The following is a 13,805-nucleotide window of genomic DNA, read 5'->3' as shown; positions in this document are numbered from 1 at the left end:
CGCTGACGGCCCAGCTCGGACGTGATCGAGCCGAACAGCTCTGGGTCGCGCGCTGAGAGAGACTGGGTGAAAAAACCGGTATCACGTAGATTGGCGTTCATGGGGGCTCCACAATGCTGGGATTTCTTGCGGATTTCCTATCGGAAACGGGCCATCGGCAAAAGGCTTAAAGCGACGATTTGGCCAGCGGTGGCGTCAAGTCTGGTCTAAAGGGGAAAGGTATGATTGTTTCGGAACCAAATGTGCAGCACTGGAAACCACAATAGATGATTCAAAGAATCGCTTTTCTTGCCAGCGACGCCAAGGTGGCTCAAACCGCACGCGACAAACTGGTCAGGCGCTATGGCAATGCGGCGCCGCGTGATGCCGGTGTAATTGTCGCGCTGGGTGGGGACGGCTTTATGCTGCACACTTTGCACAACATGCAGCACCTCGATACGCCCGTATATGGCATGAATCGTGGAACAATCGGGTTCCTGATGAACGAGTTCCACGAAGAAGATCTGATGGACCGTCTTTCCGCCGCTGAAGAAGAGGTCATCAACCCGCTGGCAATGCGCGCGATGGATCAGTCCGGCAAGATTCATGAGGCGCTAGCCATCAATGAGGTCTCTTTGCTAAGGGCAGGCCCTCAGGCGGCGCGGCTGAGGATCAGTGTGGACGGTCGCGTGCGCATGGATGAATTGGTTTGCGATGGCGCTTTGCTGTCAACGCCAGCAGGATCGACGGCTTATAACTATTCCGCGCATGGGCCAATCCTGCCGATTGGATCGGATGTTCTAGCCCTGACAGCGATTGCAGCCTTTCGTCCGCGACGCTGGCGGGGCGCGCTGCTGCCCAAAATCGCCCAGGTGCGGTTCGATGTGTTGGACGCGGACAAGCGGCCGGTCATGGCGGATGCGGATTCAAATTCATTTCCGGATATTGATTGGGTCGAAATTCGATCTGAACCGGCGATCCGGCACCGTATCCTGTTCGACCCGGGCCACGGCCTGGAAGAGCGTCTGATTTCGGAGCAGTTCACCTAAATGAAAGGCCAGGTATGAATTAATCGCGCTTGTGTGAACCAGTTCACACGAATCCGATTAACATTAAGGTACTGTGAACTTGCCTGGAGAACACGCCATGGTGGAAGTGAGTGGCCATCAACGGCGGTTTCGAAATGAACGTGCAGTTTATGTGCGGGCGAGGGTAGGTGGTGCTACGCTCGTTATCGGATTTCTAGGCATATTTTAGAAAGCGGACCCCGGGTACAAAACCCCGGGGTCAATTTTTTTTGGACAACGTTTATTTAGAAGGACGTCCCCATTTTCTTCCACAATGGCAGGCACATTTGCCCCACCCGGTCTTCTATTGCCGCGGCGGCGTCTACCGCCATATCCTCGCGCCATCTGCGGGCTGCGATCTGGATGTTGATCGGCTGCGGCCCATGCGGCAGCTCGGCCAGCCGCGCCGGAACACATGCCGCGGGCAGGCCGATGAAGTTCATCGCATAGGAATAGACCGCACAGCCCAGAACTTCATGCACGCCCTCGGCGCCCTCGGTGTCTCGGTCCGGTTTGAAGAACGGCTGTGGCAGGAATGGTGACAGGACCAGAGGATAGTTTTGCATGAACAGAGACCACTCGCGCGCATAGTGGCTGCGTTTGGACAGAATTTCGATAAGGTCTGTGCCAACTATGGGTGGGAATTCCTGAAAGTAGACCTCGAATATGTCGCGGATTGTTTTTGATCCCGCAGCCTCGATATCGGCTTTCAACAAGGTCAGAACTTCACCCATCAGGGCGCGGTACCCACCACGACCAGCTTCAAAGATATCGGGTGGTGCGACCTCTTCCACTACATAGCCTGCTTCGATCAATGCATCGCGTGCCGTATCCAGAGCCTTGCCGACTTCGGGATGCAAATCGTATCCAAAGGTCTGCTTGGTGAAGGCGACCTTGATCGGGCCGGTTTGGTCCTCACCCCGCCACGGCATCGGCACGTGAAACGGATCGCGCGGATCGGGCGCGATCAAGCTGGGCATGGACAGGTGCAGGTCCGCTGCGGAGCGCGTGATCAGACCCTGCACCGACATCGATTGTGCCAGTATGCCCCGTTCTGCCGATTGGCTGGGATTCCACGCCGGAACACGACCCAGACCCGGTTTGACGGTGACCGCCCCATTGGCGGCGGCAGGAAATCGCAGGCTGCCCCCTATATCGTTGCCATGGGCCAGCGCACCGATCCCAGCCATCACAGCCGCGCCCGCGCCACCAGAAGATCCCCCGGGCGAGATATGACGCCCCCAGGGGTTATACGTGCGGCCATGCAGTTCGTTGTCTGTGTCAGCACGGAATGAAAATTCGGGCGTGTTTGTGCGACCGATGACGATGGCGCCCGCCTTTTGCAGGTTGGAAACAACCGGCGCATCATCCGGGGCGATCACGTCTTTCAGGGCAACGACCCCATTCGAGGTCGCATGTCCTTTTTGATCGACGTTGATCTTGATGGTGACCGGCACACCATGCAGGGGGCCAGGCTGCTCTCCGCCACTGACCGCCTTATCCAGATTTCGCGCACGGTCCAGCGCTTGTGAACTCAGATCTTCAACAACCGCATTCAGCGCAGGATTGACCTGTTGCATCCGGTCGATGGAGGCTTTGACGGCCTCTTCCGCGCTGATTTCCCTGTTGCGCGTCAACGCGGTCAGATCGGTGGCGTTCAGACGCCAGATGTCGGTTTCTGTCATGGGGCCTCACTGTCTTGGTCAGACAGTAGAGGCCCGGTGTCAGGTTGCAAGAGGCGGCAGGCGCGCCGATTTTCTACTGGGCGTAGCCGATGGATTTGAGGGCCTCGGTGATCTCGTCCAGAATCGCCGGATCGTCGATGGTGGCGGGCATCTTGTAGTCCTTGCCATCCGCAATCGAGACCATGGTTCCGCGCAATATCTTGCCCGACCGCGTCTTGGGCAGCCGGTCGACAACCACGGCCAGCTTGAAGGCAGCGACCGGTCCGATCTTTTCGCGAACCAACTTGACGACATCCTGAACGACGTCACCGTGGTCCCGATCACAGCCCGCATTTAGGCACAAGAAGCCAACCGGCATCTGGCCCTTCAGCTGATCCGACACACCGATCACGGCGCATTCGGCAACGTCAGGGTGCGCGGCCAGAACCTCTTCCATGCCGCCGGTGGACAGACGATGGCCCGCGACGTTGATCACGTCATCGGTGCGCGCCATGATGTAGAGGTACCCGTCCTCATCAACCATGCCCGCATCGCCGGTTTCATAATATCCGGGAAAGTGATTCAGGTACGAGCTTCTGAACCGGTCTTCGGCGTTCCACAGCGTTGGCAGAGTGCCGGGGGGCAGGGGCAGCTTTACCGCAATCGCGCCCAGCTCTCCGGGTTTCATCGGGTGGCCGCCTTCGTCCAGAATCTGCACGTCGTAGCCGGGCATCGGCTTGGCAGGTGAGCCCAGCTTGGTTGGCAGCTCTTCAATCCCCAGCGGATTGCCCGCGATGGTCCAACCGGTTTCGGTTTGCCACCAATGGTCGATAACCGGAACGTTCAGCGCGTCTTTAGCCCATTCGATCGTGTCGGGATCCGCCCGCTCTCCGGCCAGAAACAGGGCTCGCAGGCAGGAGAGGTCGTATTCAGGGATTAATTCCCCTTTGGGATCTTCACGTTTGACCGCGCGGATTGCGGTGGGAGCAGTGAAGAAACTGCGAACATTATGCTCGGATATCACCCGCCAGAAGGTGCCCGCGTCTGGGGTTCCAACCGGCTTGCCCTCGAACACTATCGTGGTGTTGCCGTGGATCAGCGGCGCGTAGCAGATGTATGAGTGGCCAACGACCCAGCCGACATCAGAAGCCGCCCAGAACACGTCGCCGGGATCCACGTTATAGATGTTCTTCATCGTCCAGTTCAGCGCGACCAGATGGCCGGCCGTCGGCCGTACGACCCCTTTGGGCGCTCCGGTCGTGCCTGATGTATACAGGATATAAGCTGGATCATTGCCATCGACAGGAACACATTCCGCAGGCTCAACACCGTACTGGAACCCGTGCCAGTTGAAATCACGCCCCTCGATCAAATGCGCAACCTCTTGTTCGCGCTGGAATATCACGCAGAAATCGGGCTTGTGGCTGGCAAGTTCGACGGCACCGTCAAGCAGCGGTTTATAATGCACCACACGGCCCGGCTCCATCCCGCAAGAAGCGGCGATGATTGCTTTTGGTTTGGCGTCATCAATACGGACCGCCAATTCGTTGCTTGCAAAGCCACCAAACACAACCGAGTGCACCGCACCCAGCCGGGCACAGGCCAACATCGCCTCAAGCGCTTCGGGGATCATCGGCATATAGATGATAACCCTGTCGCCCTTTTCGACACCTTTTGCCCGCAATGCCCCGGCCAAAGTAGCGACCCGATTGCGCAGTTCGACATATGAGATCTCGCGCTTGGTGTGGGTGATTGGGCTGTCATAGATGATGGCCGTCTGTTCACCGCGACCATTCTCGACATGGCGATCAACTGCATTCCAGCAGGTGTTGACCCTGGCATCACAGAACCATTCATAAAGAGGAGCATTGTCGTCAAACAAAGCCTTGCTGGGTGGCCGAACCCAATCAATTCCTTTTGCAGCTTCCATCCAGAATGCCTCTGGATCGGATTTCCAGCTCTGGTAAACGTCCTGATATGCCACTTTGGTCTCCTCCGAAAAATCCCTGCACCGTGTCTAGGGCGGGGTATAGGGGGCAGACAAGCGGTCGAAGTGACGGGGCGTCACTTTATCGCAAAATATTTGCAGATGTATAAGAATTTCCCTGCTAATTTTTGCAAACCTGTCGGCAATTTATGGATTTTGCGCGCCGAATTCACAGTTTTGCAAAACTGCAAATGTATTGGTGCAAATATGAAGGAATCAGTCCGGGCACCTGTTTCGGTGCCCGGAGGGGATCCGTGACCCTTTACCCGTAATGAGCGACAGGCGTTCCTGCGATCGCCGCCATGTTCAGTAACCCGCGTGCGGTGATCGAGGGGGTCACGATATGTGCCTTGTTGCCCATACCCATCAGGATCGGGCCAACTTCCAGCGCGTTGGCCTTCATCTTCAGGATGTTGCGCACACCGCTGGCGGCATCTGCGTGGGCAAATATCAGGACGTTGGCGACACCTTCTAGACGTGAATGCGGGAAGATGCGCGACCGCAGTTCAGGGTCAAGCGCTACGTCCAGATTCATCTCACCCTCATATGTGAAATCGCGCGGCTCCGAGTCCAGAATCTCCAAAGCGGCCCGCAGGCGCTTGCCCGAGCCTTCGGCCTGATTGCCGAATTGAGATTGCGAACAGAACGCGATTTTTGGCTCCAACCCGAAACGCCGGACATGACGGGCCGCGCCCAGGGTGGTTTCGGCAAGCTCTGCAGGCGTTGGTAATTGCCTCACATGTGTATCGGCGATGAACAAGGGGCCGTCCTCAAGAACCATCAGAGACAAAGCGCCATGTGCGCGCAGGTCGCCATTGGCCAACACCTGTTCGACATAGCTTAGGTGCCAGCGGTATTCGCCAAAGGTTCCGCAGATCAGGCTGTCGGCCTCGCCACGCTGGACCATGATCGCCCCAATGGCTGTGCTGTTGGTGCGCATGATGGCCTTGGCCAGATCAGGGGTGACACCGCGGCGCTGCATGATCTGGTGATATGAGGTCCAGTAATCATAGTAGCGATTGTCATGTTCCGGGTTCACGATCTGAAAATCCTCGCCGGGACGCACGGTCAGGCCCAGGCGCTCGCATCGCGCTTCGATGACTTCGGGACGTCCGATCAGGATCGGTGTTTCCGTGGTTTCTTCCAGAATGGCCTGAGCGGCGCGCAGCACACGTTCGTCCTCGCCCTCGGCAAATACTATTCGGCGCGACGCAGCTGCTGCGGCCTCGAAAACCGGGCGCATGATCAGGGCGGATTTGAAAACCGTCTGGTTCAGGCGCTCTTTATAGGCCTCCATATCTGGAATCGGACGCCTGGCAACGCCACTGTCCATAGCCGCCCGGGCCACTGACGAGGACACAACAGCGACGAGGCGCGGGTCAAAAGGTTTTGGGATCAAATAGTCAGGTCCGAATGTCAGTTGCTCGCCCTTATAGGCGGCGGCGGCTTCTGCACTGGTCGTTGCCCGGGCCATATCAGCGATACCGTCTACGCAGGCGATCTGCATAGCGTCGTTAATTTCGGTCGCACCAACATCCAGGGCGCCCCGGAAGATGAAAGGAAAGCACAGAACGTTGTTCACCTGATTGGGAAAATCACTGCGACCGGTTGCGATGATCGCATCGGGGGCCACTTCGCGAGCTGCGTCCGGCAGAATCTCGGGCGTCGGGTTAGCCAGCGCGAAGATGATTGGTCTGTTGGCCATTTTCGCGACCATTTCGGGTTTCAGGACATTCGGTCCGCTAAGCCCCAGAAACAGATCGGCATCCCCGATCACGTCATCCAGCGTGCGCAGATCAGTCTTTTGCGCGAATTGGCTCTTGTGCGGGTTCATGTCCTCGGCTCGCCCTTCATAGACAAGCCCGTGAATGTCACACAGCCAGATGTTTTCACGTTTCACACCCAGCTTCACCAGCATGTTCAGGCAGGCGATCCCAGCCGCGCCTCCGCCGGTCGAGACGATTTTGATATCCTCGAACTTTTTCCCGGCAACGTACAGCGCGTTCTTGGCAGCGGCGCCCACGACGATTGCGGTGCCGTGCTGGTCATCGTGAAAAACGGGGATGTTCATCCGCTCGCGGCACAGTTTTTCGACAATAAAACAATCGGGTGCCTTGATGTCTTCAAGGTTGATTGCCCCGAACGTGGGTTCCAGCGCGCAAACGATATCGGCCAGCTTTTCGGGGTCGGATTCGTCAACCTCGATGTCGAAACAGTCGATCCCTGCGAATTTCTTGAACAGAACCGCTTTGCCTTCCATCACCGGCTTAGAAGCCAGAGCGCCTATATTGCCCAGGCCCAGCACTGCTGTTCCGTTCGAGACCACGCCAACAAGATTGCCCCGCGCGGTGTAAAGCTCGGCGTTGGATGGGTCGGCCTTGATTTCCAGGCTGGCCTCGGCGACGCCAGGCGAGTAGGCGCGCGCCAGATCCCGACCGTTGGCCATGGGTTTCGTAGCCCTGATTTCGAGCTTTCCAGGCTTTGGGTGAGCGTGATAATCAAGCGCGGCCTGTCGCAGGTTGGGAGTGTCAGACATAGGCAATTCATCTCCGTTCCGAATTTGGTTGAAGGGTTAAACTATTTCTGGCGCCTTGGCTACGTGACGTCACTTCATAAATGGATTTTTGCCAAACACGGCCGTAGGTTGAATTATGTTCTAATATGGTTACGGTCGCGCATCTTCATATTCGGCACCGCTTCCACAGGAGATCGAAGGCCCAAGATGACCCCGGAAAAACAATCTCAGTCGATACCCGTCACAACCGATACCAAGCGGTCCTTTGGGCTGGACCAGCCGCTGTTTCGTGCAGCGATTGGAGTTGCGTTGCTGATCTTGGTGGTCCTCTGTATCTGGCCGGTGCAGGCGATGTCCCTCAGCCATGAGGGCGGCCCGTTCGAATCCATTTCGGCCGCGGCACTTGTTCTGGCCGGGGGCATTGCGCTTTTCCGGTATCGCGGGATTTCCCGTCTTTATATCGGTCTCGTCTGTTTGCTGCTGGCAGAGCGCGAACTTGCTGCGGATATCTATGCCGTAGATAGCTTGCCATATGGGATTCTGAATGGGCTGGACACGCTGCTTGATATGAACGCGGTTCGCGTCATCCTGGCTGTTTTGGTTCTGGGCGGCTTGCTCTGGCACGGGGTGCCAAACGGGTGGCGTGCGTTCAAGCATCGGGTCCCGTTTCTAATGGTGTTCTTTCTGGCCGGTATGTGTGCGGTGGTTGCACAGGGGTTGGAAGAAGTCAGTGGCGCACTGAAAGACGACCTGTCGGACCAGATGATCATGCGTTTGTTTGTGTTGGAAGAAACGCTTGAGATGTTCTTTTCGATTGGCATTTTGGCTTCTGTTCTGATCGGATGGCCCAAAGCCACGACCGAAGAGAACTTGAATGACCAGCAATCAGACCAAAGCTGAGATTCGTCTGCCGACGCAGGAATTACGTGACGACATCCCGTTTTTTACCAAGGTACTGGGGATGCGGATGGATATGATCTATCCGGCTGATGACCCTCGGGTCGCCGTGTTCTCGGGGCATGGATTGCGATTACGGATCGAACAGGATGCACCCGAGGCGCCCGGAATGTTGCGCATTCTGACCGAAAATCCGGATGAGTTTGCGGCTGGCCAGCGCAGTTTGGTCGCGCCGAACGGGACGCGTGTTGAAATTGATGAACTGAACCCGCCGATGGTGATGCCGGATACCGTGCATTCCTTTGTCGTGCGCAGACTCAAGGATCAGGCCCCGTGGGTCATCGGGCGCGCCGGAATGCATTATCGCGATCTGGTACCCGATCGCTTGGGCGGGTCGATCATTGCCAGCCATATCCGCATTCCTGATGGCGGTCCGGTTCCGGACATGGTGCATTTCCACAAGGTCGGGTTTCAGTTGATTTTCTGCATCCATGGCTGGGTCGATGTGGTTTACGAGGATCAGGGCGATAAGATGCGCCTGACCGCCGGCGATTGCTTTATCCAGCCGCCCGAAATCCGCCATCGTGTGTTGGAGGCATCGGACAATGTGCAGGTGATCGAAATTGGTGTTCCTGCCGAACATGTCACCGAAATCGACCACGAAATGCAGTTGCCGACCCCGCAATACCGCCCGGATCGCGAATGGCAGGGCCAGCGCTTTGTCTACAACCGGGCCGAGGGAGCAGAATGGGGGCCGTTCCGTTTGCCGGGCTATATCTGTCGCGACACCACGATTGCCCAGAACACGATGGGTGTCGCAGGCGTTCAGGTGGTGCGTCGGGGGCAGGGTGACACCGCCTGGGCTACACATGATACCGATATTCATTTCACCTTCGTTATGAACGGTGAGTTGACGCTCGAAGGCGAGGGGCGTGACCCCTATCGGCTGGAACAGGGCGATGCCTTTGTCATCCCGCCGGGTATGCGCACACGCCTGTCTGATCCGACCGATGATGTTGAACTGCTTGAGGTCACGCTGCCTGGCGTGTTCAATACGGTTCTGGATTAAGCATTTTGGCTCAGGAATTCTGCGCTCGGGGCTTCAATTCCCCGGGGGCTTTCATTTAGGGTATGACTTTCTGACCAGATGATCAAAAAATAGGGAATCGCCATGAGCTTGAAAGACGCAGCCTTGTCCGTGCGGGAAAACGCCTATGCGCCTTATTCCAATTTCAAGGTCGGCGCGGCGATCCGGTCCCTGTCGGGGCAGATCTACTCCGGTTGCAATGTGGAAAACGTGGCCTATCCCGAAGGCACTTGCGCCGAGGCCGGAGCCATTGCCGCCATGGTCGCTGCTGGCGAGCAGGAACTGACCGAGGTTTACGTGGTCGCGTCGTCTCCTCAGCCAGTACCGCCGTGCGGGGGGTGCCGCCAGAAACTGGCCGAGTTCGGCAAGCGTGACGTCAAGGTGGTATTGGCCAGCTTGGACGGGGCGGAGTTGAAAACCACTATCGGGGATCTGCTGCCAGGCGCATTTGACGCCTCGCATATGGAGGATGTCTGACCCCATGGACGCCCGCTCGATCATCGCAAAGTTGCGCCGCAAGGATATACCCTCCGCCGAGGAACTGCACTGGTTTGCCCAGGGGCTTGCCGATGGTGGGGTCAGTGACGCGCAGGCAGGGGCCTTTGCCATGGCGGTTTGCATGGGTGGGTTGGGTGCGCAGGGCCGTGCCGATCTGACCATTGCGATGCGCGACAGCGGCGATGTCCTGAACTGGGATGTGGAAGGTCCGGTAATCGATAAACACTCGACCGGGGGTGTGGGCGACAGCGTCAGCCTGGTACTGGCCCCCGCACTGGCCGAGCTTGGGGCCTATGTGCCAATGATTTCTGGCCGGGGACTGGGACATACGGGCGGCACGCTGGACAAGCTCGAATCCATCCCCGGTGTGACCACCCAGATCAGCCAGGACCGGCTGGTGCAGGTGCTGAACGAAACGGGGGCAGCCATTGTCGGCGCCACCGGGCAAATCGCGCCAGCGGACAAACGGCTTTACGCCATTCGGGATGTCACGGCGACAGTAGAAAGCCTCGACCTGATCACCGCGTCGATCCTGTCGAAAAAGCTTGCAGCCAGCCCGGATGCACTGGTGCTGGACGTTAAGGTTGGCAGTGGGGCCTTTATGAAAACCCTTGATGACGCGCACAATCTGGCACAGGCGCTGACTGAAACCGCCAACGCTGCAGGGTGTCGGACCTCAGCAGTCATAACCGATATGAACCAGCCGCTTGCCTCTGCGCTGGGCAATGCACTTGAGGTGGATGAGGTCATGAAGGTATTGACCCAAGCGCCTGACGCGCCGTTGGCTGTGATCTCTGCCGAACTGGGTGGGGTTCTGTTGGCTGACGCCGGTATGTTTGCCACTTCAGATGAAGGCCGGGACAAAATCGCCAAGGTCATCCGCGATGGCCGTGCCGCAGAACGGTTTGGCCGCATGATGGCCGCAGTTGGGGCACCCATTCACTTTGTCGACGATTGGTCGCGCTATTTGCCCGAAGCCAGCGTGATCCTGGAAGTGCCCGCTCCCGCTGCGGGCTATGTAACCACGATAGACGGAGAGGCGCTGGGCCTTGCGGTTGTCGAATTGGGTGGCGGACGTCAGGTTGAAAGCGATGTGATCGACCCTGCGGTCGGGCTGTCAGATCTGGTGCGACTGGGCGACCGGGTCGAAAAAGGCGTTCCATTGGCTGTCGTCCATGCCGCCCGCGAGGATGCCGCGCGACGTGCGGCTGATGCTGTTCAAAAGGCGATCACGCTTGGAACGGGTAAACCAATGGTGCCATCCCTTGTCCACGAGAGGATCACGCCATGAGCCGCGCCTTCCTTGTGGTGATGGATTCTGTGGGTATCGGCGGCGCGCCCGATGCTGATCAGTTCTTTAATGGCGACATGCCGGATACTGGGGCAAACACTCTGGCCCATATCGCGCAGGCTTGTGCACAAGGTCAGGCGGAAGAGGGGCGATCCGGGCCTTTGCATCTACCGCATTTGGATGCGCTGGGGTTGGGTGCTGCGGCACGGCTGGCCTCGGGTGCGGAAACGCCGGGTTTGCTGGCCCAGCCGACAGGTCTGTGGGGCTGCGCCTGTGAGGATTCACCGGGCAAGGACACGCCATCGGGGCATTGGGAGCTAGCAGGGCTGCCTGTGCCGTGGGACTGGCATTACTTTCCAAATACAACACCATCATTTCCGGCTGATCTGAGCAAGGCCGCAGCCGAGGCCGCCGGAACCGAAGGGATTTTGGGGGATTGCCACGCCTCGGGCACCACGATCATCGCCGAATTGGGGGCCGAGCATATGCGAACCGGTTGGCCGATCTGCTATACCTCGGCCGACAGTGTCTTTCAGATCGCCGCGCATGAAGAAAGTTTCGGCCTAGACCGTCTGCTTGACCTCTGCCGCGCGCTGGCCCCACGTTTGCACCAGATGAAAGTGGGGCGTGTGATCGCACGGCCCTTTGTCGGCTCGCCCGAACAAGGGTTCACCCGCACGACCAACCGCAAGGATTTTGCCATCGTGCCGCCCGCTCCGGTGCTGACGAACTGGTGTCAGGATGCGGGCCGCCGTGTTCATGCAGTGGGCAAGATCGGCGATATCTTTTCCATGCAGGGAATCGACACACTGCGCAAAGGGTCGGATGCTGACTTGATGGGTCATCTGTCCGATTTGGTCGATGAGGCCGAAGAGGGCAGCCTGACCTTCGCCAATTTTGTCGAGTTCGACAGTCTCTATGGCCATCGGCGCGACATCAGCGGCTATGCCCGCGCGCTGGAATGGTTTGACCAAGAGATAGGTGCAATTCTGACCCGGTTGCGCCCCGATGACCTGATGTTGTTGACCGCTGATCACGGCAACGACCCAAGCTGGATCGGCACCGACCACACGCGTGAGCAAGTACCTGTCCTGATTGCAGGGCAGGGTGCGGGGCAGATCGGTCAGGTCAAATTCGCCGACATTGCCGCCAGTATCGCACATCACCTGAATATCCCGGCACAAGGGCCGGGGCGGAGCTTTCTATGACTGTCGCTGACCTACCCAAGATCGAACTGCACTTGCATCACGAAGGTGCCGCGCCGCCTGCCTTCATCCGTCAGCTGGCGCATGAAAAGCGCATCGACCTCAGCGGGATTTTCAAACCTGACGGGTCATATGATTTCCGGGATTTCGCCCATTTCCTCAGCGTATATGAGGCCGCCTGTGAAGTGCTGAAATCGCCCGAGGATTTCCGCCGTCTGACGTTGGCTATTCTTGAAGAAAGCGCGGCGAACGGGGTGGTGTATTCGGAAAGCTTTCTGAGCCCCGATTTCTGTGGCGGTGGCGATTTGCTGGCCTGGCGCGACTATCTAAGTGCCATTCAGGATGCCGCTGATGAAGCCGAGCGGAAATACGATATCACTCTGCGCGGCGTGGTGACCTGTGTCCGGCATTTCGGACCCGAACAGGCCAAGCTCAGTGCATATTGTGCCGCTGAAACAGCGGGCGACTGGATTACTGGGTTCGGTATGGGGGGCAATGAATCCATGGGGGTTCAGGGCGACTATAAGTGGGCGTTTGACTGCGCGCGCGAGGTCGGACTGTGCCTGACCACCCATGCCGGAGAGTTCGGCGGGCCGGATAGTGTCCGCGATGCGATCCGTGATCTGGGAGTTGAACGCATAGGCCATGGCGTGCGTGCGATCGAAGATCCCGACCTTGTGCATGAGATCGTTGATCGTGGTGTGACGCTCGAGGTTTGCCCGGGCTCGAACGTGGTTCTGGGCCTGTTTCCCGACTTTGCCAGCCATCCGATTTCCAAGTTGCGCGAGGCAGGTGTCAAGGTCACCGTGTCCACCGACGATCCGCCGTTTTTCCACACCACAATGCGGCGTGAATATGAGATGTTGGCCAAAGCTTTCGGTTGGGAGGCCGAGGATTTTGCCGCCCTGAATGAAACCGCCCTGAATGCGGCTTTTTGCGATGAAGCGACCCGTGCGCGGGTCAAGAAAAGACTGGAGATATCATGAGCGAACACCTGACCGTCGTCGACCACCCGTTGGTGCAGCATAAATTGACGCTCATGCGGGACAAGGTCACTTCGACCGCCGAATTCCGCCAGTTGCTGCGTGAGATCACCTTGCTTCTGGCCTATGAAATCACGCGGGAAATGCCATTGACCACGCGCCATATCGAAACCCCGATGGAAGAGATGGACGCCCCCATCCTGGCAGGTAAGAAACTGGCGCTGGTTTCTATCCTGCGCGCCGGTAACGGAATGCTGGACGGCGTTTTGGAACTGATCCCCTCGGCCCGTGTTGGCTTTGTTGGCCTGTACCGCGATGAAGAGACTTTGAAGCCCGTCCAATATTACTTCAAAGCGCCCGAGGGGCTGAAGGACCGTTTGGTCATTGCTGTCGACCCGATGCTGGCAACCGGCAACAGTTCGGCCGCTGCGATTGATTTGCTGAAAGAGGCTGGCGCGACGGATATCCGGTTCCTGTGCCTGCTGGCCGCCCCCGAAGGCGTTGCCCGCATGAAAGAGGCACATCCGGATGTTCACATCGTCACCGCCGCACTGGACCGTGAGCTGAACTCAAAAGGCTATATCATGCCAGGTTTGGGCGATGCGGGTGACCGGATGTTCGGGACCAAGTAA

The 13,805-nt window shown here is 58.1% G+C and carries 11 protein-coding genes; 8 read left to right on the top strand and 3 right to left on the bottom strand.

Going from position 1 to position 13,805, the window contains the following annotated elements; translation table 11 throughout:
* The first annotated feature begins 266 nt into the window (after positions 1 to 266).
* Positions 267 to 1,028, top strand: a complete 762-nt coding sequence (locus AC2FJV_RS19305) for an NAD kinase (RefSeq protein ID WP_142632779.1) — start codon at positions 267 to 269, stop codon at positions 1,026 to 1,028.
* Between the two features lie 263 nt (positions 1,029 to 1,291).
* On the opposite strand, the gene AC2FJV_RS19300 is transcribed toward AC2FJV_RS19305, so the two are convergent.
* The 3 genes from AC2FJV_RS19300 to AC2FJV_RS19290 form a co-directional block, all read right to left on the bottom strand.
* Positions 1,292 to 2,731, bottom strand: a complete 1,440-nt coding sequence (locus tag AC2FJV_RS19300; protein WP_496714399.1) for an amidase family protein — start codon at positions 2,729 to 2,731, stop codon at positions 1,292 to 1,294.
* A gap of 73 nt (positions 2,732 to 2,804) precedes the next feature.
* Entirely contained in the window at positions 2,805 to 4,694 is a 1,890-nt protein-coding gene (gene prpE, locus AC2FJV_RS19295) for a propionate-CoA ligase PrpE (protein WP_496714398.1), read from the bottom strand.
* 265 nt (positions 4,695 to 4,959) lie between these two features.
* Positions 4,960 to 7,233, bottom strand: a complete 2,274-nt coding sequence (locus tag AC2FJV_RS19290) for an NADP-dependent malic enzyme (RefSeq protein ID WP_282027863.1) — start codon at positions 7,231 to 7,233, stop codon at positions 4,960 to 4,962.
* A gap of 186 nt (positions 7,234 to 7,419) precedes the next feature.
* Between AC2FJV_RS19290 and AC2FJV_RS19285 the strand changes: the two genes are divergently transcribed.
* The 7 genes from AC2FJV_RS19285 (at position 7,420) to upp (ending at position 13,805) form a co-directional block, all read left to right on the top strand.
* Positions 7,420 to 8,112 (top strand): hypothetical protein, encoded by a 693-nt coding sequence (locus AC2FJV_RS19285; protein ID WP_271948030.1) that lies wholly within the window; start codon positions 7,420 to 7,422, stop codon positions 8,110 to 8,112.
* Complete coding sequence (locus AC2FJV_RS19280) at positions 8,087 to 9,178, top strand: cupin domain-containing protein (RefSeq protein WP_142632789.1); 1,092 nt, start codon at positions 8,087 to 8,089, stop codon at positions 9,176 to 9,178. Before AC2FJV_RS19285 ends, AC2FJV_RS19280 begins: the two co-directional genes overlap by 26 nt.
* A gap of 102 nt (positions 9,179 to 9,280) precedes the next feature.
* The gene (locus tag AC2FJV_RS19275; RefSeq protein WP_142632791.1) at positions 9,281 to 9,673 is read left to right on the top strand and encodes a cytidine deaminase; all 393 of its coding nucleotides are present in this window, start codon (positions 9,281 to 9,283) and stop codon (positions 9,671 to 9,673) included.
* Between the two features lie 4 nt (positions 9,674 to 9,677).
* Positions 9,678 to 10,985, top strand: a complete 1,308-nt coding sequence (locus AC2FJV_RS19270; RefSeq protein WP_496714403.1) for a thymidine phosphorylase — start codon at positions 9,678 to 9,680, stop codon at positions 10,983 to 10,985.
* Entirely contained in the window at positions 10,982 to 12,193 is a 1,212-nt protein-coding gene (locus AC2FJV_RS19265; protein WP_496714396.1) for a phosphopentomutase, read from the top strand. Before AC2FJV_RS19270 ends, AC2FJV_RS19265 begins: the two co-directional genes overlap by 4 nt.
* Complete coding sequence (locus tag AC2FJV_RS19260) at positions 12,190 to 13,176, top strand: adenosine deaminase (RefSeq protein WP_496714395.1); 987 nt, start codon at positions 12,190 to 12,192, stop codon at positions 13,174 to 13,176. Before AC2FJV_RS19265 ends, AC2FJV_RS19260 begins: the two co-directional genes overlap by 4 nt.
* Positions 13,173 to 13,805, top strand: coding sequence for a uracil phosphoribosyltransferase (gene upp / locus AC2FJV_RS19255; RefSeq protein WP_281994363.1), 633 nt, complete (start codon positions 13,173 to 13,175; stop codon positions 13,803 to 13,805). Before AC2FJV_RS19260 ends, upp begins: the two co-directional genes overlap by 4 nt.

Source organism: Ruegeria sp. CDSA241, from assembly GCF_059611265.1.
The sequence above is the reverse complement of the archived record's forward strand: the minus strand, read 5'-3'. Positions and strand labels throughout refer to the sequence as shown.